This window comes from Streptomyces sp. CNS606 (assembly GCF_000426325.1).
This window is the reverse complement of the sequence record NZ_AUFD01000022.1, coordinates 70,428-96,442: the sequence shown is the minus strand read 5'-3', so window position 1 is coordinate 96,442 and position 26,015 is coordinate 70,428. Positions and strand designations below refer to the sequence as shown.

The 26,015-nt window shown below is 75.3% G+C and carries 24 protein-coding genes; 10 read left to right on the top strand and 14 right to left on the bottom strand.

From position 1 onward, the window contains the following. Positions 1-35 precede the first annotated feature (35 nt). Complete coding sequence (locus K304_RS0116710; RefSeq protein WP_027764697.1) at positions 36-1,439, bottom strand: family 2B encapsulin nanocompartment shell protein; 1,404 nt, start codon at positions 1,437-1,439, stop codon at positions 36-38. 79 nt (positions 1,440-1,518) lie between these two features. Next, positions 1,519-2,931: a family 2B encapsulin nanocompartment shell protein gene (locus K304_RS0116705; protein WP_027764696.1), complete on the bottom strand. Its 1,413-nt coding sequence runs from the start codon at positions 2,929-2,931 to the stop codon at positions 1,519-1,521. A gap of 345 nt (positions 2,932-3,276) precedes the next feature. Here K304_RS0116705 and K304_RS0116700 point away from each other — a divergent pair, with 345 nt between their 5' ends. Together K304_RS0116700 and K304_RS0116695 are read left to right on the top strand one after the other, a co-directional pair. Beyond that, positions 3,277-3,879: an Rv1733c family protein gene (locus K304_RS0116700; RefSeq protein ID WP_027764695.1), complete on the top strand. Its 603-nt coding sequence runs from the start codon at positions 3,277-3,279 to the stop codon at positions 3,877-3,879. A 95-nt stretch (positions 3,880-3,974) separates the two neighbouring features. After that, positions 3,975-6,455 carry a right-handed parallel beta-helix repeat-containing protein gene (locus tag K304_RS0116695; RefSeq protein ID WP_027764694.1) on the top strand — a complete coding sequence of 827 codons (2,481 nt, stop codon included), beginning with the start codon at positions 3,975-3,977 and terminating at the stop codon, positions 6,453-6,455. Here K304_RS0116695 and K304_RS29430 read toward each other — a convergent pair. After that, positions 6,419-8,938 carry a hypothetical protein gene (locus tag K304_RS29430; protein WP_078529230.1) on the bottom strand — a complete coding sequence of 840 codons (2,520 nt, stop codon included), beginning with the start codon at positions 8,936-8,938 and terminating at the stop codon, positions 6,419-6,421. The genes K304_RS0116695 and K304_RS29430 overlap by 37 nt on opposite strands. Positions 8,939-9,112: 174 nt before the next feature. Here K304_RS29430 and K304_RS0116685 point away from each other — a divergent pair, with 174 nt between their 5' ends. After that, on the top strand, positions 9,113-9,946 hold the full coding sequence (locus K304_RS0116685) for a DeoR/GlpR family DNA-binding transcription regulator (protein WP_027764693.1): 834 nt from the start codon (positions 9,113-9,115) through the stop codon (positions 9,944-9,946). 48 nt (positions 9,947-9,994) lie between these two features. Here the strand turns inward: K304_RS0116685 and K304_RS0116680 are convergent, their stop codons facing one another. After that, entirely contained in the window at positions 9,995-11,113 is a 1,119-nt protein-coding gene (locus tag K304_RS0116680; RefSeq protein WP_027764692.1) for a PLP-dependent cysteine synthase family protein, read from the bottom strand. Between the two features lie 105 nt (positions 11,114-11,218). Here K304_RS0116680 and K304_RS0116675 point away from each other — a divergent pair, with 105 nt between their 5' ends. Beyond that, positions 11,219-11,536 carry a hypothetical protein gene (locus K304_RS0116675; RefSeq protein WP_027764691.1) on the top strand — a complete coding sequence of 106 codons (318 nt, stop codon included), beginning with the start codon at positions 11,219-11,221 and terminating at the stop codon, positions 11,534-11,536. Positions 11,537-11,684: 148 nt separating this feature from the next. Then, the gene (locus K304_RS0116670; protein WP_037790765.1) at positions 11,685-12,248 is read left to right on the top strand and encodes an ATP-binding protein; all 564 of its coding nucleotides are present in this window, start codon (positions 11,685-11,687) and stop codon (positions 12,246-12,248) included. A 33-nt stretch (positions 12,249-12,281) separates the two neighbouring features. On the opposite strand, the gene K304_RS0116665 is transcribed toward K304_RS0116670, so the two are convergent. From K304_RS0116665 to K304_RS0116650, 4 genes are all read right to left on the bottom strand, one after another. Further along, complete coding sequence (locus K304_RS0116665) at positions 12,282-12,575, bottom strand: membrane protein (protein WP_027764689.1); 294 nt, start codon at positions 12,573-12,575, stop codon at positions 12,282-12,284. A gap of 202 nt (positions 12,576-12,777) precedes the next feature. Next, complete coding sequence (locus K304_RS0116660) at positions 12,778-13,185, bottom strand: PPOX class F420-dependent oxidoreductase (RefSeq protein WP_027764688.1); 408 nt, start codon at positions 13,183-13,185, stop codon at positions 12,778-12,780. 9 nt (positions 13,186-13,194) lie between these two features. Continuing rightward, entirely contained in the window at positions 13,195-13,722 is a 528-nt protein-coding gene (locus tag K304_RS0116655; protein ID WP_027764687.1) for a GNAT family N-acetyltransferase, read from the bottom strand. Positions 13,723-13,766: 44 nt separating this feature from the next. Further along, positions 13,767-15,005 (bottom strand): ROK family protein, encoded by a 1,239-nt coding sequence (locus K304_RS0116650; protein ID WP_027764686.1) that lies wholly within the window; start codon positions 15,003-15,005, stop codon positions 13,767-13,769. A 71-nt stretch (positions 15,006-15,076) separates the two neighbouring features. On the opposite strand from K304_RS0116650, the gene K304_RS29425 reads away from it, so the two are divergent. The 4 genes from K304_RS29425 to K304_RS0116630 all read left to right on the top strand — a co-directional run bounded on the left by K304_RS29425 (position 15,077) and on the right by K304_RS0116630 (position 18,024). Then, complete coding sequence (locus tag K304_RS29425; RefSeq protein WP_486591697.1) at positions 15,077-16,291, top strand: MFS transporter; 1,215 nt, start codon at positions 15,077-15,079, stop codon at positions 16,289-16,291. A gap of 86 nt (positions 16,292-16,377) precedes the next feature. Continuing rightward, the gene (locus K304_RS0116640) at positions 16,378-17,121 is read left to right on the top strand and encodes a maleylpyruvate isomerase family mycothiol-dependent enzyme (RefSeq protein ID WP_027764685.1); all 744 of its coding nucleotides are present in this window, start codon (positions 16,378-16,380) and stop codon (positions 17,119-17,121) included. A gap of 55 nt (positions 17,122-17,176) precedes the next feature. Then, positions 17,177-17,644: a DUF4442 domain-containing protein gene (locus K304_RS0116635; RefSeq protein WP_027764684.1), complete on the top strand. Its 468-nt coding sequence runs from the start codon at positions 17,177-17,179 to the stop codon at positions 17,642-17,644. Between the two features lie 62 nt (positions 17,645-17,706). Then, positions 17,707-18,024 (top strand): DUF6332 family protein, encoded by a 318-nt coding sequence (locus K304_RS0116630; RefSeq protein ID WP_027764683.1) that lies wholly within the window; start codon positions 17,707-17,709, stop codon positions 18,022-18,024. Here the strand turns inward: K304_RS0116630 and K304_RS0116625 are convergent. From K304_RS0116625 to K304_RS0116615, 3 genes are all read right to left on the bottom strand, one after another. Further along, entirely contained in the window at positions 17,985-18,650 is a 666-nt protein-coding gene (locus tag K304_RS0116625; RefSeq protein ID WP_027764682.1) for a response regulator transcription factor, read from the bottom strand. The genes K304_RS0116630 and K304_RS0116625 overlap by 40 nt on opposite strands. After that, positions 18,647-19,897: a sensor histidine kinase gene (locus K304_RS29420; RefSeq protein ID WP_051308534.1), complete on the bottom strand. Its 1,251-nt coding sequence runs from the start codon at positions 19,895-19,897 to the stop codon at positions 18,647-18,649. The genes K304_RS0116625 and K304_RS29420 overlap by 4 nt, the downstream gene beginning before the upstream one ends. Before the next feature lie 112 nt (positions 19,898-20,009). Then, positions 20,010-21,287, bottom strand: coding sequence for a geranylgeranyl reductase family protein (locus tag K304_RS0116615; RefSeq protein WP_027764681.1), 1,278 nt, complete (start codon positions 21,285-21,287; stop codon positions 20,010-20,012). 163 nt (positions 21,288-21,450) lie between these two features. Here K304_RS0116615 and K304_RS0116610 point away from each other — a divergent pair, with 163 nt between their 5' ends. Beyond that, positions 21,451-22,815: a dipeptidase gene (locus K304_RS0116610; RefSeq protein ID WP_027764680.1), complete on the top strand. Its 1,365-nt coding sequence runs from the start codon at positions 21,451-21,453 to the stop codon at positions 22,813-22,815. Positions 22,816-22,895: 80 nt separating this feature from the next. Here K304_RS0116610 and K304_RS0116605 read toward each other — a convergent pair whose 3' ends face one another. From K304_RS0116605 to K304_RS0116595, 3 genes are all read right to left on the bottom strand, one after another. Continuing rightward, positions 22,896-23,618: a class F sortase gene (locus tag K304_RS0116605; protein ID WP_078529228.1), complete on the bottom strand. Its 723-nt coding sequence runs from the start codon at positions 23,616-23,618 to the stop codon at positions 22,896-22,898. Positions 23,619-23,794: 176 nt separating this feature from the next. Beyond that, positions 23,795-24,817: an NUDIX domain-containing protein gene (locus K304_RS0116600; protein ID WP_027764678.1), complete on the bottom strand. Its 1,023-nt coding sequence runs from the start codon at positions 24,815-24,817 to the stop codon at positions 23,795-23,797. Between the two features lie 145 nt (positions 24,818-24,962). Beyond that, positions 24,963-25,904, bottom strand: a complete 942-nt coding sequence (locus K304_RS0116595) for an ROK family protein (protein WP_027764677.1) — start codon at positions 25,902-25,904, stop codon at positions 24,963-24,965. Between the last annotated feature and the right edge of the window lie 111 nt (positions 25,905-26,015).

Genomic DNA, 26,015 nt, shown 5'->3' with positions numbered 1-26,015 from the left:
GGAGCCGGCCGCCGGACCTGCACCTCCTGCAGCCGTCAGACCTGCACGTCCTCCAGCACGCCCAGGGCGTCCGGCACGAGCACGGCGGCCGAGTAGTAGGCGCTGACCAGGTAGGAGACGACGGCCCTGTCGTCGACGCCCATGAACCGCACGTTCAGGCCCGGCTGGTACTCGTCGGGGATGCCGGTCTGGTGCAGCCCGACGACGCCCTGGTTCTGCTGCCCGGTCCGCATGGCCAGCACCGAGGTGGTGCCGTCCGTGACGGGGATCTTGTTGCACGGCAGCAGCGGCACGCCGCGCCAGGTGCGCACCCGGGTGCCGTGCAGCTCCGTCTCCGGCGGGCAGAGGCCGCGGCCGCTCATCTCCCGGCCGATCGCCGCGATCGCCTTGGGGTGGGCGAGCAGGCACTCGGTCTTGCGGCGCCGGGAGAGCAACTCGTCCAGATCGTCGGGGGTGGGCGGCCCGGAGCGGGTCGGGATGCGCTGGGAGAGGTCGGCGTTGTGCAGCAGCCCGAACTCCCGGTTGTTGACCATCTCGTGCTCCTGCCGCTCACGCAGCGCCTCGACGGTCAGCCGCAGCTGCTCCTCCAGCTGGTTCATCGGGTCGTTGTAGAGGTCGGCGACACGGCTGTGCACCCGCAGCACGGTCTGCGCGACGCTCAGCTCGTACTCCCGCGGCCCGATCTCGTAGTCGGCGAACACCCCGGGGAGGACGGTTTCGCCGGAGTGGCCGGAGGTCAGCGCGATGTCGGCCTCGCCGCGCCGGTTCTGGTGGGGGATGGCACGTGAGAGGAACGCGTGCAGGTGGTCGCGGAGCGCGGGGGACCGGTCGGCGACCTCCTGGAAGGCGGAGCGCGGCAGGGAGAGCACGATGCAGCGGGTGCCGGCGCGCAGTCCGTACTCCCACTCCCCCGGCTCGGGGGTCAGCGCCTGGTCTCCGGCGTGGTCGCCGTCGGTGAGCGTGCCCAGCGCGGCCTCGTCGCCGTACTTGCCCCGGCCGATCCGGTGGATCTTGCCGTGCGCGACGAGGAGCAGCGCGTCGACGGGCCCGCCGGCGTCGGTGACGGTGTCCCCGGCGGAGAACTCGTGCTGTTCGCAGCGGTCGGCGAGCTGCCGCAGGGCGTCCTCGTCGGTCAGCCCGCGCAGCAGCGGGATCTCCCGCAGTTCGGAGGGGATGACGGACACCGCCGCTCCGGTGTTGGTGAACTGCACCCGGCCGTCCCCGAGGGTGTGCGTCAGGCGCCGGTTCACGCGGAACGTGCCGCCGCTGGTCTCCACCCACGGCAGGACTTTCAGCAGCCAGCGCGAGGAGACGCCCTGCATCTGCGGGGGCGTCTTGGTGGTGGTCGCGAGATTCCGGGCTGCCGCGGTCGACAGACTCGTGGGTACGGATTCCGCGGAGGTGGTGTGGTCGGTCTCGGTTTCCGGATGGGTCGTCAAGGACGTCTGCCTCTCTGCGCTTCGGGGGATGCGTGCGGTCGCGGGTTCCGGACCGGTGCGGCGGATTCCGGGGGAAGGATCAGTGGCCGATTTCGACGTCCTCGAGAATTCCCAGCGCGTCGGGCACGAGAACGGCCGCGGAATAGTAGGCGCTCACCAGATAGGACATGACGGCCTTGTCGTCGATCCCCATGAACCGCACGGACAGGCCGGGCCGGTATTCGTCGGGGATGCCCGTCTGGTGCAGCCCGACGACGCCGCGCTGCTCGCCGGTCCGCAGGGCCATGACGGAGGTGGAGCCCTCGCGGGACACCGGGATCTTGTTGCAGGGCAGGAGGGGCACGCCTCGCCAGGCGGGCACCGCGTGGCCCTCGAAGTCGACGTTGGCGGGCTGGATGCCGCGCCTGCTGCACTCGCGACCGAACGCGGCGATGGCCTTGGGGTGGGCGAGGAGGACGCTGGGCTCCTTCCAGACGGTGGCGAGCAGCTCGTCCAGGTCGTCAGGGGTGGGGGGACCGGAGCGGGTGTGCAGCCGGTTCCGGGTGTCGGCGTTGTGCAGCAGTCCGAACTCCCGGTTGTTGACCATCTCGTGCTCCTGCCGCTCACGCAGGGCCTCGACGGTCAGTCGCAGCTGCTCCTCCAGCTGGTTCATCGGCTGGTTGTAGAGGTCGGCCACCCGGGTGTGCACCCGCAGCACGGTCTGCGCCGCGCTCAGTTCGTACTCGCGGGGCGAGGTCTCGTAGTCCACGAAGGTGCCGGGCAGGGCCGGTTCGCCGCTGTGGCCCGCGGTGAGCGCGATCTCGGACTCGCCGTCCGCGGTGCGCTGGGCGGGCAGGGCGGCCCGCGCAGCCTCGAAGTGGGCGCGCAGGCTGTCGGAGCGGCCGTAGACGTCCTCGAAGTCGGCGCGGGAGAGGGTGAGTACGGTGCCGCCGGTCAGTGCGCGCAGCGAGAACTCCCAGTGCCCCGGCTCGTCGAGGAGGTCGGCGTCCCCCGCGTAGTCCCCGCCGGCCAGGACGCCCAGGTCGGCGTCCTCGTCGTACTTGCCGGGCCGGACCTTGCGCAGTTTGCCGTGCGCGACGAGCACCAGCCGGTCCGCGGGGGCACCGGCCTCGACGAGGGTCTCGCCCGCCGAGAAGTCACGCTGTTCGCAGCGGTCCGCCAGGGCCTCGAGTACGGGACGGTCCGCGTATCCGCGCAGCAGCGGGAGTTCGGTGAGTTCGGCGGGGATCACGCGGATGTCGGAACCGGTGGAGACGAATTCCACCCGGCCGTCCCCGAGGGTGTGCACGAGCCGCCGGTTCACCCGGAACGTGCCACCGGACACCTGTACCCACGGAAGGACCCGCAGCAGCCACCGGGAGGAGATCCCCTGCATCTGCGGGACCGTCTTGGTGGTGGTGGCCAGATTCCGCGCGGCTGCGGTTCCGAGGCTCGAGGGGTGCTGGTCTTCGACGTAGTCGCTATCGGAATGCGATTCCATCGAAGTCGTCATGGAGGACCACCAATCTCCTTCTGGCTGCGGGAATTTCCCGCACCGCGCGACGAAGTTAGCCAGGCGCTCTCGATGTCCGCAATCGCTCGAAAGATAAGCAGCCGGGAGGAATGTCTCCCGCGTGCCGCGGGTAACGGGGCGTTTCGGGGCGCCGTTCTCGACGCATCGTCACCACGACACCCCCGTCCTTCACGGTGAGCGACGGCTACGGCCTGCGCGGGGCGTCGTCCGGGTGAGCGCACGGAGTCCGGGCGCGCGACGGTCACGGGCGCCTTCCGCACCACTTCCCCGCAGGCGGGAGCACCGGAGTAGAGTCCGCTGGGGGAACAGAAGGGGGCACGGGACGTGCGGAGCATCGCGGGGCTGTGGACATGGCGCCGCAGTCCGCTGTGCCGCCGCTCCGATCTCGCGGAGGCGTGGCTCGCGTTGTGCGGACTGGCGCTGCTGCTCTTCGGCGTTCCGCTGGCCGGCGTCGCCGGCGGCACGGCCGCGTACGGCGAACTCGCCGCGCTGGTGCGGCAGGAGCAGGCGCAGCGGCACGCGGTGTGGGCCACGGCGAAGCAGCCGGTGGACCGTCCGCCCACGGCTCCCGGCGAAGCGGACGACGACGAGGGACCGCAGCGCCACCCGGTGCTGGCCTTCTGGAAGGGCCCGGAGGGCGTCACCCGCACCGGGACGGTGCACGCCGCGAGACCCATGGACCCGGGAGAGCGGTTCCGCGTCTGGACGGACGCCGAAGGCAGCCTGACGAGCCCTCCGCTGGCATACGGCACGGCCGCCGCCTACGCGGTGGCGACGGGCCTGGTCGCCGGAGCGCTGACAGGCGTGGCCGTGGAGGCGGGCCGCCGCGCGGCGATGTCACGGCTGCTGCGGCGCAGGTATGCCGCGTGGGAGGACGAGTGGGCGCGGATCGGCCCGGACTGGGGCCGTGCGGGCAGCAACAGCTGACCGGTCATCGGGTGGCGTGGGCGCACGCTACGGTGGAGCCCCGCATCCCCCGCACGTCATGGCAACCCCCGCACGAAGTGAGGACGCAGCAGTCCATGGGACAGGCCTCGGTCCAGGTCACACACACCGGCACCTCCCGCTGGCGGCGCCGCACCGGAGAGTACGGTTCGCTCGCCGCGGCGCTGGAGGCGGCCGCCGACGGGGACGTACTCACCGTCGCCCCGGGAACCTACCGGGAGAACCTGGTCCTGGACCGGGCCGTGACGCTGCGCGGCCCCGAGCGGGCGGGCGGCGGCTCGGTGCGGATCGCTCCGCCGGACGGCGTCGCGCTCACCGTCCGGTCCTCGGCGACCGTCCGTGACCTGCAGATCGAGGGTCAGGACGCCTCCGCCCCCGCGCTGCTGATCGAGGACTGCGCGCCCGAGCTCACCGGCATCCGCATCATGACGCGTTCCGCCGCAGGACTGGAGGTGCGCGGCCGAGCCCGCCCCACCGTGCGGCGCTGCACCGTGGACAACCCGGCCGGGCTGGGCGTCAGCGTCAGTGGCGGGGCCGGCGGCGTGTACGAGGAGTGCGAGGTGGTGGCCGCCGGGCAGGCCGGCGTCTCGGTGGGCGACGGGGCGCACCCGCGGCTGGAGCGGTGCCGCATCCACCACGCCTCGGGCGCCGGGCTCTCCCTCCACGGCGACGGCAGCGCCGCCGAGGCCGTGGGCTGCGAGGTGTACGAGATCAAGGGTGCGGGAGTACAGGTCACGGCCCGTGCGACCGCGCACCTCACCGACTGCCGGGTGCACCGCACCACGGCCGACGGCGTCACCCTCGACACCGACGCGGTGCTCACCCTGGCGGACTGCGAGATCCACGACATCCCGGAGAACGCGGTCGACCTGCGATCCCGTTCGGTGCTCACCCTGACCCGCTCAACGGTCCGCCGGTTCGGTCGCAACGGCCTGTCGGTGTGGGACCCGGGCACCCGTGCCGACGCCAACGGCTGCGAGATACACGAGAGCACCGGCGACTACCCGGCGGTGTGGGTGAGCGACGGCGCCTCCGCCGTGCTGGACTCCTGCCGGGTGCACGGCGTCCCGGACGCGCTGTTCGTCCTCGACCGCGGTTCGCAGGTGGACGTGCTGGACTGCGACCTGACGCAGGTGCGCGGCACCGCGGTCTCGGTGAGCGACGGGGCCACGGTGCGGCTGGACGACTGCCGCATCCGGGAGGCCGCCACCGGCGCGTGGTTCCGCGACCACGGCAGCGGCGGCACCCTGGCCAACTGCACCATCGACGCCACCGCGACCGGCATGATCGTCACGAAGGGCGCGGACCCGGTCGTCGAACGCTGCACGGTGACCTCCCCGGAGGAGGCCGGTGTGTACGTGTCGGCCGAGGGCCGCGGAACGTTCCACGGCTGCCGGGTCACCGGATCGCGCGGCTACGGCTTCCACGTCATCGACGGCTGCCGCAGCACGCTGCGCCGCTGCCGTACCGAGCGCTGCGCACGCGGCGGGTACGAGTTCGCGGAGGAGGGCGCGGTGGTGGAGGACTGCACCAGCGACGAGAGCGCCGCACCCGCCGCGGTCCCCACTGTGGCCCCCGCGCCCCCGGCGGCCACGGCGTCCGCCCCTCCCGCCACCGCGGGCCTGCTGACCGCCACCGAGGCGGTCCCGCCGCCCCGCGGCGGCGCGAAGGCGACCGGCGCCGCGAAGGCGACCGCTGCCGCCGCGGCGTCCGCGCCCGAAGCTCCGGCCGCGGAGGCGGCCCGTCCGGCGGCGGAGGTGCTGGGCGAACTCGACGGCCTGGTGGGCCTGGACAGCGTCAAGCGTGAGGTGCGGACGCTGACCAGCATGATCGAGGTGGGCCGCCGCCGGGAGCAGGCGGGGCTCAAGGCGGCGTCCGCGCGGCGCCACCTGGTCTTCACCGGCTCCCCCGGCACCGGCAAGACCACCGTGGCGCGCCTGTACGGCGAGATCCTGCACGCGCTGGGCGTGCTGGACCGCGGTCACCTGGTCGAGGTGTCGCGGGTGGACCTGGTGGGCGAGCACATCGGCTCGACAGCGATCCGCACCCAGGAGGCGTTCGACCGGGCGCGCGGCGGCGTGCTGTTCATCGACGAGGCGTACGCGCTGTCGCCGGAGGACTCCGGACGCGACTTCGGGCGCGAGGCCATCGACACGCTGGTGAAGCTGATGGAGGACCACCGGGACGAGGTGGTGGTGATCGCCGCCGGGTACACGACCGAGATGGAGCGGTTCCTCGCCGTCAACCCGGGCGTCGCGTCCCGCTTCTCGCGCACCATCACCTTCGGCGACTACGCGCCGGAGGAGTTGCTGCACATCGTCGAGCAGCAGGCCGCCGAGCACGAGTACCACCTGGCGAAGGGCACCGGCGACGCGCTGCTGGACCACTTCGCGGCGCTGCCCAAGGGGCCCTCGTTCGGCAACGGCCGCACCGCGCGGCAGACGTTCGAGGCCATGGTGGAACGGCACGCGGGCCGGGTGGCGCAGGTGGACGAGCCGGACACCGACGACCTGACTCTGCTCTACCCGGAGGACCTGCCGGGCCCCTCCGCGTCCTGACCGGGCCGGGCGTCCCGAAGGTCGTGAACGCCCTCGCGCTCCGGGCCGGCCGGTGCGTGCTGGGCCGGCAGCGCGGGGGCGGGAAACGGCGCGGCTGCCTCCGCGGGTGCCTCCGCCTCCCCCGGTGCCTCCGGGCAGAGGCGGGCCAGGAGCGCGGCGCGTTCCACCGCGAAGGCCGGGTCGGCCTGGTATTCACCGTGGCCCAGGATCGGCGCCGGGAGCGGAGAGGCGGCCGTACGGCCGTAGGCGAGCGGGTCGGCCAGCGGCCCGCGGTCCACCGCGGTCCCGTCGCCGTCCGGGAGGCGCAGCGGCCCGCCGATGGGGTCGGTGGCGCGCCACAGGTTGCGCCAGCAGTCCAGTTCGCGGTGCAGGGCGCGGAGCGGGCCCGGCCCGAAATAGGCGGGGAACCAGCGGCCGTAGAGCCGGGCGAGCGGTGAGCCGTAGGTGAGCAGGGCGACCTGCCGCCGGGTGGCGGGGTCGAGCTGCCACACCGCCGCGGCGGCCAGCACGCTGCCCTGCGAGTGTCCGGAGAGCACCAGGCGGCCGCCGCCGTAGCGGCGGGTCCAGGTCGCCATGCGCCACACCAGGTCGGGAACGGCGCGCTCGGCGTAGCACGGCGGCGCGAACGGGTGGGCGGCGCGCGGCCAGAAGGTGCCGACGTCCCAGAGGATGCCCACGGTGCGGCGGGTCGAGGTGTCCCGGTAGGCGCGGCGCCCGAGGGTCAGCAGCAGGAGGAAGCCGAAGCCCATCAGCCAGGAGCCCAGCGCCTGCACGGTGTCGGCGGCTCCGTCCAGCACCGCCGGTGCGCCGTCCGCCGCCTCCCCCGGCACCAGGCCGGTGAGCAGCGCGCCGGCCACGGCTGCGGCGCCCAGCAGCAGGGTGGCGAAGGCGGTGACGCCCACGACGCGCGGCGCGGAGTCGGTGAGCCGGGCGGCGGCGACCGTCCGGCCGATGCTGCCGGAGCGTGCCGCGTCGGGTTCGGCGCCCGGGTAGGCCAGGTGGGCGCGCGCGGCGAGGCGGGAGCCGGTCCGCCAGACCCGTACGGCGTGCACGCACAGCAGGGCGAGGAGCAGGACGAGGAGCAGCGGTGTCACCGCGGCCTGCCAGGTCAGCACGGTCGGTGGGCCGGGGATGGGGCCCTCCCCGGTGCCGGGGGTGGCGCCGCCGTCGAGCCAGTCGGCGACGCGCTGGGCGACCCCGCCGGACATGACGCCCCCCAGCGCGCACCCCAGCATGGCGGTGGCGGCCGCGCCCAGGCCGCGCAGCGCGGTGCGGGGCACCCGGGTGGTGCGGTGCAGCAGCACGCCGAGCACGGCGACTCCGGCGACCAGCAGACCCTGCGCGAGGGCCAGTACGGCGAACGTGCCGTCGCCGGGCAGCCGCCCCGCGCTCTGCCAGCCGGGCCGCGACCAGGCGGCGTAGAGCACGGACAGGGCGAGGAGCACGGCGGCCGCCGCGGGCAGACGGTGCACCAGCGGGCCGTCCCGCCGTACGTCCGGGCAGCCCTCGCCGCGGCCGCGTGCGCACACGACGGCCAGGACTGTGGCCGCGGCCGCGGCCAGCAGCAACCCGAGCACCGTTCCCGCCACGGCCGCGGCGCCGCCGGACCGGAGATCGTGCCCGGCGGCCGCGACGGTGAGCGCGGCGGCGACGGTGAGGAGCCCGGCGGCGGTGTGGGCGGCGCGCAGCCGGGCGACCAGGCGCCTGCCGTACCAGAAGCCGGGCAGACACAGGTCCGGCCGCTCGGTGCCGTCCGGGGCGGGTGCGGGAGGGACCGCGCCGTCCGGCCCCGGCTGCCCGTCGGAGCCGTGCCAGGGCGGCTGGGACTCGTACGCGCTCCAGGTGCGGCGGGAGAGCCACCACAGGAGCACGGTCAGCGCGGTGGGCAGGGACGCGGCGAGGGCGAGCCGCCGGCCGGGCTGGGACCACCAGCCGCCGCTGCCGCCGGCGCCGGGCGCGAGGAAGCCGAGCCAGGACCGTTCGGCCGCGCACGCCGGCGAACCGGCGCACTGCCACGCCACGAGGCCCAGGGCGACCTCGCAGGCGGCGGCGACCAGCAGCACGGTGAGGGAGAGCGCCAGCAGCCGCAGCAGCGCGCCGTGGGCGCGGACGAGGCGCGGGCGCCCGGCGGCGGACGGGCGCATCCAGTGCGCGAGGTTGACGATCATGAAGGGCAGCAGGAGCAGCCACAGGGCGCGGGCGCTGTTGCCGGAGGTGAGGTGGGACCAGCAGTACGCCTCGGGCACCACGGCCGGCGTGCGCCCGGAGTGGGGGCGGTCCTCGGCACCGACGTCCTCCGTGCGGCGGTGGACGGCGGCGGTGCCGTCGCCGGTGACCCGCTCGGTGCGGGGGTCGCCGAGCATCTCCTGCGGGGTGGTGCCGCCGACGCCGTGCACGAGCAACTCCAGTGCGGGCCCCGGGGCTTCGGCTCCGCCCCCGGGCGTGGCGGGCTGCGGGGCGCGGGACGTGGGCTCGGTCGGCATGTCGCTCCCCCGGGGCTGATGTGCGTCGGCACTCAGGATGCTGCCCGCCGGGGGCGCGGCGCAGGCCTTCCCCGGAAGGTCCCGGAAATCGTGCCGGGACGTGGTGCGCGGGCCGTGGGAGGATGAGGCGTTACGGCGGCCAGGTGCAGGTGCGGTGAAGAACGGAGGGGCGCGGTGGCCGACAACCACAACCTCCTTGCGGAGCAGCGGCGCTCGCTGATCCTGGACGAGGTGCGCAGACGGGGCGGGGTCCGGGTGGGGGAGCTGACCCGGCGGCTGCGGGTCTCGGACATGACGGTGCGCCGGGACCTGGACGTCCTGGCCCGCCGCGGAGCGCTGGAGAAGGTGCACGGCGGCGCGGTGCCGGTGGCGGAGGCGAGCGCGCACGAGCCGGGTTTCGAGGTGAAGTCGTCGCTGGAGGCGGGCGCGAAGGAGGAGATCGCGCGCGCGGCGGCGCGGCTGGCGGGCCCGGGCAGCGCGGTCGCCCTGTCGGGCGGGACGACGACCTACCAGCTCGCCCGGCAACTGCTGGACGTGCCGGACCTGACGGTGGTGACCAACTCGGTGCGGGTGGCGGACGTCTTCCACTCCGCGGGGCCGGCGCCCGGCGACCCGCACGCCGCACACGGGGCGACGGTGGTGCTCACCGGCGGGGTGCGGACCCCGTCGGACTCGCTGGTCGGGCCGGTGGCGGACGCGGCGATCCGGTCACTCCACTTCGACGTGCTGTTCCTCGGCGTGCACGGCATCGCGCCGCACGCCGGGCTGTCGACGCCCAATCTCGCGGAGGCGGAGACGAACCGCCGGTTCGTGGGGTCGGCGCGCCGCGTGGTGGTGGTCGCGGATCACACCAAGTGGGGGACGGTGGGGCTCAGTTCGTTCGCACGGCTGTCGGTCGTCGACACCCTGGTGACGGACGGCGGGCTGTCGGACGCGACGCGCGCGGAGATGGCGGAGCACCTTCCGGGACTGCTCGTGGCCGGCGAGGAGGCGGACCGGAGCGCCTGACGGGCACACGTGGCACCGGCGGGAGGCCGGGGCCCGCCCGCCTGCCGCTCACCCCGGCGCCCACCCCGCCCGCTCGCTCCAGCGCCCGGTGGCGAGCAGGGCGTCGAGCGTCGCGGCGTACGGGGCGATGTCCATGTCCTGCTCGGCGAGCCAGGCATCGGAGTAGTACTTGTCGAGGTAGCGGTCGCCGGGGTCGCAGAGCAGGGTGACCACGGAGCCGGTGCGCCCGGCCGCGCGCATCTCGGCGACGATCTTGAACGCGCTCCACAGCCCGGTGCCGGTGGAGCCGCCCGCCCTGCGCCCGATGGCGCGTTCCAGCAGTCGTACCGCTGCGACCGTCGCGGCGTCCGGCACCTTCATCATCCGGTCGACGGCACCGGGCACGAAGCTGGGCTCCATCCGGGGCCGGCCGATCCCCTCGATGCGGGAGGCGCGGTGGCTCACCACCCCGGGGTCGTCGTTGACCCAGCCGTCGAAGAAGCAGGAGTTCTCCGGGTCGGCGACGCAGATGCGGGTGTCGTACTGCTGGTAGCGCACGTAGCGGGCGAGGGTGGCCGAGGTGCCGCCGGTGCCGGCCGTCGCGACGATCCAGGCGGGTTCGGGGTACCGCTCGAGGCGCAGCTGCTGGTAGATCGACTCGGCGATGTTGTTGTTCCCGCGCCAGTCGGTGGCCCGTTCGGCGTAGGTGAACTGGTCCATGTAGTGGCCGCCGGTCTCCGCCGCGAGGGCGGCGGAGACCTCGTACACCGTGCGCGGGTCGTCCACGAGGTGGCACCGGCCGCCGTGGAACTCGATGAGCCGGGTCTTCTCGGTGCTGGTGGTACGCGGCATCACGGCGATGAACGGCACGCCGATCAGCCCGGCGAAGTAGGCCTCCGAGACGGCGGTGGATCCGCTGGACGCCTCGACGACGGGCCGGCCGGGCCGGATCCAGCCGTTGCACAGGGCGTGCAGGAAGAGGGACCGGGCCAGGCGGTGCTTGAGGCTGCCGGTGGGATGCGTCGACTCGTCCTTGAGGTACAGGTCGATGCCCCACTCCTGGGGCAGCGGGAAGCTCAGCAGGTGGGTGTCGGCGCTGCGCGCGCCCTCGGCGCGGACCTTGCGGACGGCGTCGGCGAGCCAGGTGCGATGGGCGGGGTCGCTGCGGTCCACGTCTGCGGTGCTCATCGGGCGAGCATAAGCGGGCCTGCGGGGGCCACCGCCGGGGGCCCGGAGGGATGCGGAGTGCGGTGGCGGGGTAGCAGTGCGATGAGCGACGAGGGGTGGTGCGGCATGGGTGAGGCCGACTACGTGGCGACCGGCGTGCGGATCGGGCGCCTGCTGCGCTCGCTGACCCGGGCGGGACGGGTGCTGGTGCGCAACGGCCGGCTGGAGCTGCTGACCAGCTACGGCCGGGAGATCGACAGCGCACCGCTGGAGCGGGTGCGGATCAGCGGCGGCGGCTGGTACGGCGGGCGGCGCGCGCTGGCCACCGTGGACGGGACGCGCTACCTGCTGCGGCTGGGGCTGGGGCACCGCGACCGGCTGCTGCACGCGGTGCGGACCGCGCGGGCCAAGGACGCCGCGGAGCGGGGCGTCCTCGGCGGCTGACGCCCCGGACGGATGTCCCGATTTGCGGGCGGACGGGCACGGACGCACCCTGAAGGGCGTGGCGTACGGCCGGATGCGGCGTACGCCTCAGTGATCCCCTCCGGCGTTTTCCATCGGGCCCTCCTCCTTCCTGGGAGTCGCAGTGGTGATGAGTCGAGACAGCAGGCCGAGCAGGCACTGCGCGGTCGAGTTCCAGGCGCTGCCCTCGCGGATCGGCCAGGTCCGCAGGATCGTTTCTGCACAACTGCGCTACTGGCATCTCGATCCGCTGATCGACCGGGTGGCCCTCGGCCTGACCGAGCTGCTGGCGAACGTCCACCAGCACGCCGGGCCGGACAAGCACTGCACGGTCGAGATGGTCTTCCTGTGGGACCGGCTCACGGTCTCGGTGCGCGACCACGACCCGCAGCTGCCGAGCCTGCGCGTGTCGGACACCTCGGCCACCCACGGCAGGGGGCTGGCTCTGGTGGCGGCGCTGAGTGACAGCTGGGGCATCCGCGAGCAGCACGACGGCTCGGGCAAGGTCGTCTGGTTCACCCTCCCCGCACCGTTCACGGCACCCGCCGAGCCGGCGTTCGAGACGGCCGCCGCCGAGGCCCGCCCGGAGGCGGCGGGCAGTCGGGCGGCGGCGGTGCCGGCGGCCGTACCCGCGGCGGACGGCGCGGGGCCCGCACCCCTCGGGGAGCGGCGGCCCCGCGCCCAGCACGCCTGAGCGGGCGCGCGCAGCGGTCGGCCCGCCCTCGGCTCAGGCCGGTCCGCCCTTGCTCTCGTTGAGGACGGACAGCCGCAGCCAGTACTCGTCCTCGTCGATCTCGCCCGCGGCGAAACGGCGTGCCAGCAGCCCGGTCGCGCCGTCCTTCGCCTCCCCGGTGCCCCGCCCCTGCCAGGGCGGTCCGCCGTGCCAGGGGCCGCGTCCGCGACGCGGGAGGACACGGCGCAGCAGCAGGACGGCCCCGGCGATCACGGCCGCCCAGAGCAGGGGGAGGAGCAGGATCCAGGGTCCGGGGCCGCCGTCGCCCCAGTGCGCCAGAGTGTTCATACCGATCGGCTCCTTCGGTCGCGGTGTGTGCGTCGCTTCCGAGAGTGGCATCGGCACGCCTGCGGCGTCGTCGTACGGCGGGCGGCCGTCCGGCTGCACCCGGCGGAGTAGCCGGCCCGCGCGGTGACGCCCCGGACGTACGGGCGGCGCCGCGTGAACCGCCGGCCGGGAGCCGGTTCGGGAACCCGGTTCGGGAGCCGCCTCAGGAGCCGGACGGGGGCGTCTCCACGAGGCGCACGGCGATGCCCGTGTGCGGGCGTTTGCCGAAGCGGAGCAGCGCGCCCCCGGAGTCGACGAGCCGGAACTTCCAGCCGTACTTGCCGGCCATCGCCCGCCGGACCCGGCGCAGCCCGGCGGCGTCCTCCAGCAGCCGCGCGGTGCCCGGCACGGCCGCCGCGCCGTCGTCGATCCGGCCGCGCACGTCGCACGGGGTGACGGTGACGTGCGTGTCGTTGCGCAGCCGCTTCACCTTGCCGCTGTCGCTGCGGGTCCACACCAGCAGTTCGTCGCCGTCGCGCACGGCCCAGACCGGGGTGGGCACCGGGGTGCCGCTGCGGCGGTGGGTCGCGAGGCTCACGTACTCGTGGTCGCCGAGGAGTCGAGAAGACATGCGGCGAGCCTACTTCCCCTGCCGCGGCGCGGTTTCGAGGTCCCGGCGCATGCAGAGCCTCGGCCAGCGGTCGAGCCCGGCGGCCGCCTCCCGGGCGCGCAGGCGGCGCAGCCCCGGCGTCTCCTCGTGCGGGGCGAGCGGGCGGAAGCCGCAGCGCCGGTAGTAGGGCGCGTTCCAGGGGACGTCGGCGAAGGTGGTGAGGGTGAGCGCGGGCAGGCCGTCGGCCACCGCACGGACCGCCGCACGCTCGAGCAGGGCACGGCCGATGCGCTGCCGCGCGTGGTCGGGACGGACGGAGACCTGCTCGATGTGCAGGCAGCCGTCGACGACCTCGAGCAGGGCGTAGGCCACGGGCGGGCCGTCCTCCCGGTCACGGGCCACCAGGAGGCCGCCGGAGAGCAGGAACGGGCGCAGGTCCTCCGGGGCGGGCGGGGTGTCGTCGGCGACGGCGTCCATGCCGAGGGCGCGGAACGCCTCGCCCGCGGCCGCCTCGAGGCCGGGCAGCGCCGGCAGATCCCGCTCGGCCCCGGGCCCGATGTGCCACGGCGGCCCGTTCCCGGCCGGGCCGGTGGCGGGGCCGGTCACGCCGTGGCTCCCAGCGTGCCCAGCGGGTCGTCCAGGACGGGCTGCCAGGCCAGTTCGGCGGCGCCGACGAGACTGTTGTGGTCCAGCGAGCAGGCCAGCACCGGTACGCCTCCGCTGCGGCCCCACAGGCTGCGGTCGGCGACCACGGACCGCAGCAGGTCGCCGTCGGTCTCCACCAGCACGCGGTGCAGGCCGCCGAGGACGATGCGATCGGGGTTGAGGATGTTGACCAGCCCGGCGAGGCCGAGTCCGAGGCGTCCGATCAGCGTCTCCACCGCCGACCGCACGGCGGGGTCGCGGGCGTACTCGGCGTGGATGAGGGTGCGTGCCTGCTCCAGCAGCGACACCTCGGGTCCGGGGGCGCGCCCTGCGGCCTCCAGGAGGGCGAGCGGGTCGGTCTCCACGTCCAGGCAGCCCCGGCTTCCGCAGTGGCAGGGCCGGCCCTCCGGGTCGACGGTCAGGTGGCCGACCTCCAGGGCGAGCCCCGAACTACCGCTGTGCAGGCGGCCGTCGAGGACCAGTGCGCCGCCGACGCCGCGGTGGCCGGTACCGACGACGAGCAGGTGCTGGGCGCCGCGCCCCGCGCCGTGCCGGTGCTCGGCGAGGGCGGCGAGGTTGACGTCGTTCGCGGCGTGGCCCGCGGCGGGGGTGCCGGGCCGCGGGCCGTCGACGCCGGCTTCGGCGAGGCAGCGGGTGAAGAGGTCGCGGACGGGGGCGCCGGGCTTCCAGGACAGGTGCAGCGGGTTCAGGGCCGTGCCCTCGGGCTCGGCGACCGCGGAAGGCACGGCGAGGCCGGCTCCGACGCACCGGCGCCCGGTCTCGCGCAGCAGCGCGGCTCCGGCTTCGACGACCTCGCCGAGAACCTGGGCGGGGTCGGCGTCCACGGTCATGCAGCCGGGGGCGGTGGCCACGATGCGGCCGCCGAGCCCGACGAGTGCGGCGCGGAAGCCGTCGGCGTGCACCTGCGCGGCCAGCACGACCGGGCCGTCCGGGTCGACGGCGAGGCGGTGCGAGGGACGGCCCTGGGAGCCGACGGCGGCTCCGGGACTGGAGTCCACGGTGATCAGTCCGAGCGCCTCGAGTTCGGCCGCGACGGCGCCGGCGGTCGCCCGGGTCACGCCGAGTTCGGCGGTCAGCACCGCCCGCGTGGGCGCCCGGCCGGTGTGCACGAGTGCGAGCGCCGGACCGAGGGCGCCCCGGCCCCTGTCCAGCCTTGTTGTACGCGTCTGGGTCACCCCTCTATTCTGGCTTTGTGCCGCACATAAACAAACTCCGGTCCGGTCGTGTCGGCGAGGAGGGGGACCGCATGCGCGCGGACGCCCCCGTCACCGCCCCGGGACCGGCCCGCCTCCGCACCGCCCTGACCGCCTTCTTCGCCCTCGACGGCTTCCTCTTCGCCGGGTGGGTCGTCCGCATCCCGGCCGTCAAGGCGCAGACCGGCGCCTCGGCCGGCGAACTCGGCCTGGCGCTGCTGGGCGTGTCGGCCGGGGCGGTGGCCACCATGATGCTCACCGGGCGGCTGTGCGGACGGTTCGGCAACCACCGCGTCACCGTCACGTCCGCGGCGCTCGTCTCGCTGGGCATCGCACTCCCCCCGCTCACCCACTCCGCCCTGGCGCTGGGCCTGGTGCTGCTGGTCTTCGGCAGCGCGTACGGCGCGATCAACGTAGCGATGAACAGCGCGGCCGTCGACCTGGTGGCCGCCCTGCGACGACCCGTGATGCCCGGATTCCACGCGGCGTTCAGCCTCGGCGGGATGCTCGGTGCCGGCCTGGGCGGGCTGGTGGCCGGCTCGCTGTCGGCGACCAGCCATCTCCTGCTGCTCGCCGTGATCGGGCTGGCGGTGACGGCTGTGGCCGGACGCGCCCTGCTCTCCCGGCCCGCCCCTCCCCCGGCGGCCGGGCGCAGCGGCCCGCCGTCGACGGGCGCGGGACGGAACGGCCCGGAAGGTTCGGGCGGTTCGGGCGCCTCGGACGGTCCCGGCGGTTCGCACCGCGGCGTCGTCGCCGTCCTGGGCCTGATCGCCCTGTGCACGGCGTACGGCGAGGGCGCGCTCGCCGACTGGAGCGCCCTGCATCTGACCCAGTCCCTCGGCGCCGGCCCGGGCCTCGCGGCCGCCGGATACGCGGTGTTCGCGCTGGCGATGACCGTGGCCGGCTCAGCGGTACGGCCCTGCTCCAGCGCCTGGGGCAGGTGCGGGCGCTGGTGGCCGGCGGGGCCACGGCGGCGGCGGGCATGCTGCTGGGCGCGCTGGCGCCGAACGTGTGGCTGGCCCTCGCCGGGTTCGTGGTCACCGGCCTGGGACTGGCCAACATCTTCCCGGTCGCGATCGGCCGGGCCGGCGCCCTGGCCGGGCCGCGCGGAGTGGCCGCCGCCTCCACGCTGGGATACGGAGGCATGCTGGTCGGCCCGGTCGCCATCGGCTTCGTCGCCGAATGGACGTCCCTCACGGCGGCGCTCACCACGGTGGCTGCGCTCGCCGCCGTCGCCGCCGCGGTGGCCTGCGCCGCGCGCCGGGTGATCTGAGCCGGCGCGCACCGGGGCCGACGGGTACCGAACCGCCGTGCCGTGCGCGTCGCCGGCGGACCGGACGGGCAGAATCGGGGCATGGAGACCGCCGCGTACATCGACACGCTCGAGAGCGAGGGCGCCGCCCTGCTCGCCGCCGCCGAGCGCGCCGGCCCGGACGCCGAGGTGCCGTCGTGCCCCGGCTGGCGGGTGCGCGACCTGGTGCTGCACACCGGCAACGTGCACCGCTGGGCGGGCGGTTACGTCACCGAGGCACGTGCCGAACCGCGCCCGATCGGCGAGGAGAGCGTCACGGACGCCGAACTGGCCGCGTGGTTCCGGGACGGGCACCGGCGGCTCACCGGCTGCCTGCGGGAAGCCCGCGAGGACCTGGAGTGCTGGTCGTTCCTCGACGGCTCCCCCTCCGCCCGGGCGTTCTGGGCGCGCCGGCAGGCACACGAGACCTGCGTCCACCGGGTGGACGCCGAACTGGCCGCGGGGGCCGAACTCGGCCCGTTGACGGCGGAGTTCGCCGCAGACGGCATCGACGAGCTACTGACCGGCTTCCACACCCGGCCCCGCAGCCGGGTGCGCAGCGAGCGGCCTGTGACGCTCGCGGTCCGCGCGTCCGACCTGCCGGGGGGCGCGTGGACCGTACGGATGTCCCAGCTGCCGCCCGCGGTGGAGCGCGGCGCGGACGGGGAGACCGACTGCCGGCTGAGCGGGCCCGCGGCCACGCTCTACCTCGCCCTGTGGAACCGGCTGCCGTACGGCGACGGGGTGCGCATCGAGGGGGACGCCTCCGTGGCAACGCTGTGGCAGCAGACCTCGGCGATCGGCTGACCGGGCGGACACCCCGGCGAGCTACCGGTCAGTAACTTCGTGGTAGCGTCGGAGCATGCAGAAGATCCTGTCCAGCCCGCGCGGTCTGCGCCGGGCGCTGACCTGGTGGCCGCCGTACCGCGGTGCGGGCATCAGGGTGCTGGAGATCGCCGACGACTGGAGCACCGCCCTGGTGCGGCTCCGGCTGGGCAGGCTCAACCGCAACTACTTCGGCACCCACTTCGGCGGGTCGCTGTACTCGATGAGCGACCCGTTCTTCGCGCTGCTCGCCGTGCACCGGCTGGGCCGGGACTACATTGTGTGGGACAAGGCCGCCGAGATCGAGTACGTCTCCCCCGGCCGCGGCGACGTCTTCGCGCGCTTCACCGTCACCGAGGACCGGCTGGAGGAGATCCGCAAAGAGACCGCGGACGGCGACAAGGCCCTGCCCTGGTTCGAGGCCGAGATCACGGCCGGTGACGGAACGGTGGTGGCGCGGGTGCGCAAGCAGCTGTACGTGCGGCGCAAGCAGTCCCGTTCCTGACCGGACCCCTCCGGTGGAGCGGGGACATGCCGGGGCACGGCGCCGGGTGGCACAATGCCCCCATGGAGGCGGAGCAGCAGGCAGGAGGGGCCCGGCGGGCGGACGGTCGCGGGCCGCGTCCGCAGGCCGAACGTGAGGCCGCGGCGGTGGAGATCGTCTTCGCGCTGCTCAGCGGAGGTCTGCTGGCCGGGCTGGTGTTCCTGGCGGTGGCGTCACCGACGCTGTTCGACGGCGCCTCCGACGGCTGGCTGCGGACGGCGCAGTGGCTGGGTTCGTGGGTCTTCATCCTCCGCGTGGTGTGGGTGCTGGTGAAGTGGCACGAGCGCCGGGAGGCGGCCGCTCAGCCGAGCCAGCCCGGCCGGACCAGCCCCGACTCGTAGGCCAGCACCACCAGTTGGGCCCGGTCCCGGGCGCCCAGCTTCACCATGGCCCGGCTGACGTGGGTCTTCGCCGTGAGCGGTGAGACGACCAGGCGCCGGGCGATCTCCTCGTTGGACAGCCCCAGCCCGACCAGGGTCATGACCTCGCGCTCCCGCTCGGTCAGCCCGGCGAGCGCGGTGGCGGCGTCCGGCTCCTTGGACCGGGCGGCGAACTCGGCGATCAGCCGGCGGGTGACCCCGGGCGAGAGCAGGGCGTCTCCCTGCACCCCGGCGTGCACGGCGCGGACGAGTTCGTCCGGTTCGGTGTCCTTGACCAGGAAGCCGGAGGCGCCGGCGCGGATCGCCTCGAAGACGTACTCGTCGAGTTCGAAGGTGGTGAGCATGACGACCTTCACCGCACCCAGCGCCGGGTCCTCGGTGATGCGGCGGGTGGCGGCGAGGCCGTCGAGCACGGGCATGCGGATGTCCATCAGCACCAGATCGGGGGCGAGTTCCCGCACCCGGGCCAGCGCCTCCTGGCCGTCGGCAGCCTCCCCCGCGACCTCCAGGCCGGGCTGCGCGTCGAGCAGGGCGCGGAAGCCCGCCCGCACCAGCGACTGGTCGTCGGCGAGCAGGACGCGGATCACGGTGTCTCCTCTCGTGGCCCGGTGCGGTGCGCCGCCGAACCCGTGGGCAGTAGGGCCCGCACCCGGAAGCCGCCGTCCGGGCGCGGACCGGCCTCGATGCGGCCGCCGAGCACGGCCGCCCGCTCCCGCATACCGGCCAGGCCGTTGCCTCCCGAGGTGCCGCCGTCCGGCCCGTCCGCTCCGCACGGCGGACCGTCGTCGTCGACGGTGATCTCCAGCGTCCCCGGCCGGTGGACGAGTCGCACCCGGGCGGTGCGCGCAGCGGAATGCCGCACGACGTTGGTCAGCGCCTCCTGGACGATCCGGAAGGCCGCCAGATCCGCGCCGGGCGGCAGCGGCGCCGCCTCGCCCACCGTTTCGGTGGTGACCCGCAGTCCGGCTCCCGCCGCCTGCTCGGCCAGTTCGGGCAGGCGTTCCAGCCCGGGGGCCGGCGCACGCGGTGCGGCGCCCGGGGTACGCAGGGTGTCCAGCACCTGGCGCACCTCGCCCAGCGCCTCCTTGCTGGCGGACTTGATGGTGGTGAGCGCGCTGCGGGCCTGTTCGGGATCGGAGTCCAGGAGGGCGAGACCCACTCCGGCCTGCACGTTGATCACCGAGATGCTGTGGGCGAGGACGTCGTGCAGTTCGCGGGCGATCCGCAGCCGTTCCTCGTCGGCACGGCGCTGCTCGGCGCGTGCGCGCTCCTCCCGCTCCCGCGCCCACTGCTCCCGGCGCACCCGCGCCAGTTCGGCGACCGGCACGACCACGGCGAGCCAGGCGCCGATCACGAGCGCCTGGAGCAGCGGGGTGCCGGAGTCGCCCTCGGGCGGCAGCCACGGGTGGAGCCAGAGCCCGACGGCGAGGTGTCCGGCCCACAGCGCGCCGAGGGCCGTCCACGCGGCGAGGCGGTGCCCGGAGACCACGGCGGAGAACGCGGCGACGACGACGCTGAGGAACACCGGGCCGTACGGATAGCCGGCCGCGAGGTAGACCAGGCAGACGACCGCCACCGCGCACACCGTGAAACGCGGCAGGCGGAGGCGGAGCAGCAGCAGCGCGGGCCCGGCGAGCAGCAGCAGCCGGGCGAGGAGGTCCAGCGGCTCCCGCCCGGTCTGGCCCTCGGCCGCGAAGTGCGCACCGGCCATCGTGAAGACGGCCAGGAACAGGGCGGAACGCCACGGGATGCGGGCGTCGGGACGGGCCGGCTCCGGCGGACGCCGCCAGGGCGGGCCACCGCGGGGGCGGTGCCGCAGGAGGGCTCGGTGCATGTCCGCCACGCTAGCGCCGGCCGCCCCCGCCCGGCGTCCGCCGCTCGCGGTGCCCTCGGCTACTCCCCCGGGAGTACGCGGGACCCGGCGCGGGGCCGTCCGGTGGTGCCGGTCAGCCCTTGGAGTCCACGGTTCCAGCGGGTTCCGCGGGTCCGGCGGGTTCCGGGGCCGGGTCGGGGCGGTCCATGGCGTCCAGCGCACGGCGTGCGACCGGATGAGTGCGGACGATCTCGGTCAGCGAGGTCGCGCCGCGGGTGATGCGGGCGAACGCCGTCCAGGCGGGCCGGAAGCCGGTGAGCGCGGCGTGCAGCAGACCGGGGCGACGGGCGAAGACCGTGAACATCCGGCGGCCGATGCTCATCTCGACGCCGAGACCGGCCTTCACCGCGAACGTGTAGTTGAGCGCCTGCCGCCGGGTGTCCACGGCGTCGTGCGCCTCCGCGATGCGCACCGCCCACTCGCCCGCCAGGCGGCCGGACCGGAGAGCGAAGGAGATGCCTTCGCGCGTCCAGGGTTCCAGCAGGCCGGCGGCGTCGCCGCACACCAGCACCCGGCCGCGGGACAGCGGCGAGTCGTCGGTGCGGCAGCGCGTCAGGTGACCGGAGGAGATGCTGGGTTCGAAACCGGCCAGGCCGAGGCGGCCGATGAAGTCGTCCAGGTACCGCTTGGTGGCGGCGCCCTCGCCGCGCGCGGAGATGACGCCGACGGTGAGGGTGTCGCCCTTGGGGAACACCCAGCCGTAACTGCCCGGCAGCGGGCCCCAGTCGATGAGGACCCGGCCCGCCCAGTCCTCGGCGACGCTGTCCGGCACCGGGATCTCCGCCTCCAGGCCCAGGTCGACCTGGTCGAGCTTCACACCGACGTGCGCGCCTATCCGGCCCGCGCTGCCGTCCGCGCCGACCACGGCCCGGGCGAGTACGGGCTCCTCCTCCCCCGCGAGCACCACGGCGACCGTCCGCCGGTCCGGGACGAGCGGTCCGTGCTGCTCGACGCGGGAGACGGACACCCCGGTGCGCAGCACGGCGCCGGCGTCCACCGCCGACTCCACCAGCGCGTGGTCGAACTCGGGGCGGTTGAGGAGGCCGAACAGCATCCGGCGGGAACGGCGGGTGCGGGTGAGGCGGCCGTTCAGGGAGAAGGTGACGGCGTGCACCCGGTCGCGCAGGGGCAGTTCGAAACCGGGCGGCAGCGCGTCGCGGGAGAGACCCACGATGCCGCCGCCGCAGGTCTTGTAGCGCGGCAGTTCGGCCTTCTCCAGCAGCAGGACCCGGCGTCCGGCGACGGCGGCGGCGTACGCGGCGGAGGCACCCGCGGGACCCGCACCGATCACGACGACGTCCCACACGGTCCGCTCCGTCTCGCTGTCCCCGGCTCCGTTCTCGCTGCTCACGCTGCTCAGGCTCCCGTTCTCTTCACGTCTGCGCGGTGTCGCGACCGCATCCTACGGCGCCCGGCCCGCCGGCCGGGCTGTGGGAGGATCGGCCGCGACCGCCGCCCACGTGTGCCTCCTCCGCACACCCGTGCCCAACGTCGCCCCCGCAAGGAGCGTTCCCATGCCGCAGAGCCCCCTCGCCGCCACCGTCGCGTCGCTGATGCCGCGCGCCAGGGAGGAGCTCGCCGAGCTGGTGGCCTTCCCGTCGGTCGCCGATCCCGAGCAGTTCCCGCGCAGCGGGTGCGAGGCGGCGGCCGTCTGGGTGGCGGACGCGCTCCGCGCCGAGGGCTTCGAGGACGTGGCGCTGCTGGACACCCCCGACGGCACGCAGTCGGTGTACGGGCACCTGCCCGGCCCGGAGGGCGCGCCGACCGTGCTGCTCTACGCGCACTACGACGTGCAGCCGCCGCTGGACCCGGACGGCTGGGACTCCCCGCCGTTCGAACTCACCGAACGGGAGGACGGCCGCTGGTACGGGCGGGGCGCCGCCGACTGCAAGGGCGGCCTGATCATGCACCTGACGGCGCTGCGGGCGCTGAAGGAGGACGGCGGCGTCCCGGTGGGCGTCAAGGTCGTCGTGGAGGGCTCGGAGGAGCAGGGCACCGGAGGGCTGGAGCGCTACGCCGAGGCGCACCCGGAGCTGCTGGCCGCGGACACGGTCGTGATCGGCGACACCGGCAACTTCCGGGCAGGGCTGCCGACCGTCACCGCCTCGCTGCGCGGCATGGCGATGGTGCGGGTGCAGGTCGACACCCTCGCGGGCAACCTGCACTCCGGCCAGTTCGGCGGCGCCGCGCCGGACGCGCTGGCGGCGCTGATCCGGCTGCTGGACTCGCTGCGCGGCGAGGACGGCTCGACCACGGTCGACGGGATGGACGCGTCGGCCGCCTGGGACGGCCTCGCGTACCCCGAGGAGGACTTCCGGCGCGACGCCCGGGTGCTCGACGGCGTCGGGCTGATCGGCTCCGGCACCGTCGCGGACCGGCTCTGGGCACGCCCGGCGGTGACCGTGCTGGGCATCGACTGCCCGCCGGTGGTCGGCGCCACGGGGTCGGTGCAGGCATCCGCGCGGGCGCTGGTGAGCCTGCGCGTACCGCCGGGCACGGACGCCGCGAAGGCGGCCGAACTGCTGGTCTCCCACCTGGAAGCGCACGTGCCGTGGAGCGCGCGGGTGTCGGTGGAGCAGGTCGGCCGGGGGCAGCCGTTCGCGGCCGACACCTCCAGCCCGGCGTACACGGCGATGGCCGCGGCGATGCGGGAGGCGTACGACGGCGTCGAGATGGCGACGGCCGGCCAGGGCGGGTCGATCCCGCTGTGCAGCACCCTCGCCTCGCTCTACCCGGAGGCCGAGATCCTGCTGATCGGGCTGAGCGAGCCGGAGGCGCAGATCCACGCCGTGAACGAGAGCGTGTGCCCGCGGGAGCTCCGCTCGCTGGCGCTGGCGGAGGCGCTGTTCCTGCAGCGGTACGCCGCCGCCCGCGGCTGACCGGCCCGGCGTGAGGCCCGGCCGCCGCGATGCGGAGGCAGGCGGAGGCGGGCGGCGGCAGGGATGCGGATGACGCGACGTCAGCGGACGCCGGTCAGGCGGGCGTAGGCGACGACGTTGCCCTGGTAGCCGGTCTCCTCGGCGTAGCCGCCGCCGCAGGTGATGACGCGCAGCTCGGCGCGACCGGTGTCGCGGTAGACCCGGTCGCCGGGGAACGCCTCCTTCCGGTGCAGCTCGACCGCGTACACGGTGAACACGGCGGTGCGGCCGTCCTCCCGCGCCACGCGGACCTCGGATCCGCGCTGCACGGCGCCGAGCCGGAAGAAGACGGCGGGTCCGGACGCGTTGTCGACGTGGCCGACGACGACGGCGGTGCCGCGTTCGCCGGGTGTGGCGGCGCCCTCGTACCAGCCGGCGAGGTTCTCCGCCTGCGGCGGCGGCACCTCCAGCAGGCCCTTCGGCCCGAGGCCCACGGGGGTCACGGGGGCGTCCACGCCGGCGGCGGGGATGACCACCCGCCGGGGAGGCGAGGCGGCGATCGGGGCGCGCGCCGGCAGGAGCCGGCGGGCACCGTCCCCGGTCCGGTGGTCCGTGGACGGCTCACCGGGAGGGGTGGCCGCGGACCGGGCCGCCGCGGGGTCCGGCTGCGGCGGCCGGGGCGGCGCGTCGGTTCCGGTGCGGATCAGCGTCAGGCCGATCACCAGGGCGAACGCGGCGGCCCCGACCGCGGACCGTCCGCCGCGGGGCAGCAGGTCCTGCGCGTGCCGCAGCAGTTCGCGGAACGGGGAGCGGTCGTCGTCCATGCGCGCGGTGCACCGTCCTGGCTCGGGGCGGCCGTCACCGTCACGCTAGGGCGGGCGCCCGCCGCCCGCGAGCGGTGCGCGTCCGTACCGCGTACGCGGGAGGCGCCCCCGGGGACCCCGGGGATTCCCGGGGACCCCGAAAGACGGTGCCCGCCCTGCGCGGCGGCTCGACGCGCTCAGACGCCGACGGGCACGCCGCCCTCCAGGTTGAGCGTGGTGCCGCGCTCCCGGGCGCGCAGAGCCCAGGTCAGGCGGCGGTGCCGGACAGGCGGCAGCAGTCCGGCCGCTTCGGACTCGGTCGCGAAGCGCCAGCCGCGCAGCTCGGCGGCGGGGAGCAGCACCTCGGCGGCGCGGGGCGCGGGGAGCAGTCCGCCGTCGAAGAGCAGCCGGAGGCCGCCGAAGCCTGGCGGCTTGGGCTGCTCCCAGTCGACGAGCAGCAGCCGCGGTACGGCGGCGAGTTCGATGCCGAGTTCCTCCGCGACCTCCCGCATGCCGGCCCGGGCGGGTGGTTCGCCGTGCTCGACGATCCCGCCGGGGAACTCCCAGCCGGGCTTGTAGGTGGGGTCGACGAGCAGGACCCGGTCGTCCTCGTCGAAGAGCAGCACCCCGGCGGCGAGCGTCTCGGCCGACGGCTCCGGCGTCTGCACGATGCCCGGCGAGCCGGCCCCGGCGCCGACGGCCTCTGCGACCAGCGCGGCGACGTCCGCGGGCGTCCGGCCTGCGGTGTCCACGGTGTGCGCGTCCGCCGTCAGCCAGGGCAGGGCCGCCTCGTACGCGGCCCACTGACCCGGCCACCGTGTGGACGACGCGCCGGTCTGTTCCGCCTCCGGTGCGCGGCTCGCGGCACGGGCCCGCAGCGTCGTCCCGTCGCAGTGCAGCAGCACGTGGCAGACCGGTATGCGGCGGGCGGCGAGCGCCCCGAATATCTCGTCGCGGTGGTCCTGCCGCAGCAGCGACACCGGGGTGACCAGCGGGCCGGGCACCTCGGTGAGGAGCGCGGCGGCGCCGTCCGCCAGGAGGCGGCGCCAGGAACGGAGTTCACGCACGTCGTCGGCCGCCCGGTCCGGGGGCAGCATGCTGCGCAGGCCCGGGCCGAGCAGTTCGGGGTCGTAGAGCGTGCTCCCGGGAAGCAGGTCGAGCAGTTCGTGCGCCGTGGTGGTCTTGCCCGCGCCGGACGCGCCGTTCAACCAGACGATCACAGATCCCCCTCTTCCTCGCCCCCCGTTCTCGACCTCCCTACGGTGCCCGCTCCACCCCGTGCGGGAAACGCACCGGCGCACCTCCGGCGCCCGGCCCGGGAGCCCGCACGCCCCCGTACCGGTCGGCCTGACGGGCCCCGGCGGCTCAGCCGTCCTGGCGCAGCAGGGTGCGGGCTGCCGCGGCGGCGCCGATCAGGCCGGCGTCGGTGCCGGTGGCCGCGGGCACGACGCTCAGCCCTCGCACGAAGGACAGCGTGGCGAAATCCTCCAGCGCCGCCCGCAGCGGCGCGAACAGCACCTCTCCGGCCCCGGCGACTCCGCCGCCGATCACCGCGACCTCGATCTCGACCAGCGCCGCGGTCGCGGAGATCGCGGCCGCCAGCGCGCGGGCCGCGCGGGTGTAGGCGGCGGTGGCGACGGGGTCGCCCTCCCGGGCGGCGGCGGCCACGCCGGCGGCGCCCGCGTCCTGACCGGGCCGGGGCCGCCATCCCCCCGCGCGGGCGTGCCGGGCGATCGCGGTGCCGCTGGCCAGGCCCTCCACGCAGCCGCGGGCGCCGCACGGACAGGACTCGCCGTCGAGCGCGACGCTGATGTGGCCGATGTGACCGGCGTTGCCGGTGGGGCCCGGGTGGAGGCGGCCGTCGAGGACCAGGCCGCCGCCCACCCCGGTCGACACCACCATGCACAGCGCGGAGCGGTGGCCGCGGGCGGCGCCCACCAGGTGCTCGGCCGCGGTCATCGCCACGCCGTCGCCGACGAGGGTGACCGGCAGCGGCCCGGTGGACCGCCGCACGCCGTCGACCAGCGGGTGGTCCCGCCAGCCGGGGATGTTGACCGGGCTGACGGTGCCGTTGCGGGCGTCGACCGGCCCGGCGCTGCCGATGCCCACGGCGTCCACCCGGGGCCACAGGGGGCTCGCGGCGAGGTGGTCGAGGACCTCGCTCACCGCCGCCATCACCCGCTCGCCGCTCTCCTGTGCGGGGGTGGGGCGCAGCACGCGGGCGAACAGCGCGCCGTCGCCGTCCACGAGAGCGCCGGCGATCTTGGTGCCGCCGATGTCCAGGGCGGCGACGAGGTCGTGGGGCATGGCGGTGCGGGTCTCCGGAGGTGAGCGGGCGGACGGGTCGGCGCTCCAGTATGACAACGTTGTCCAGTTCCGTGCACGGCCCGGAGTATGCTGCTCCCGCATCTGCGCGCC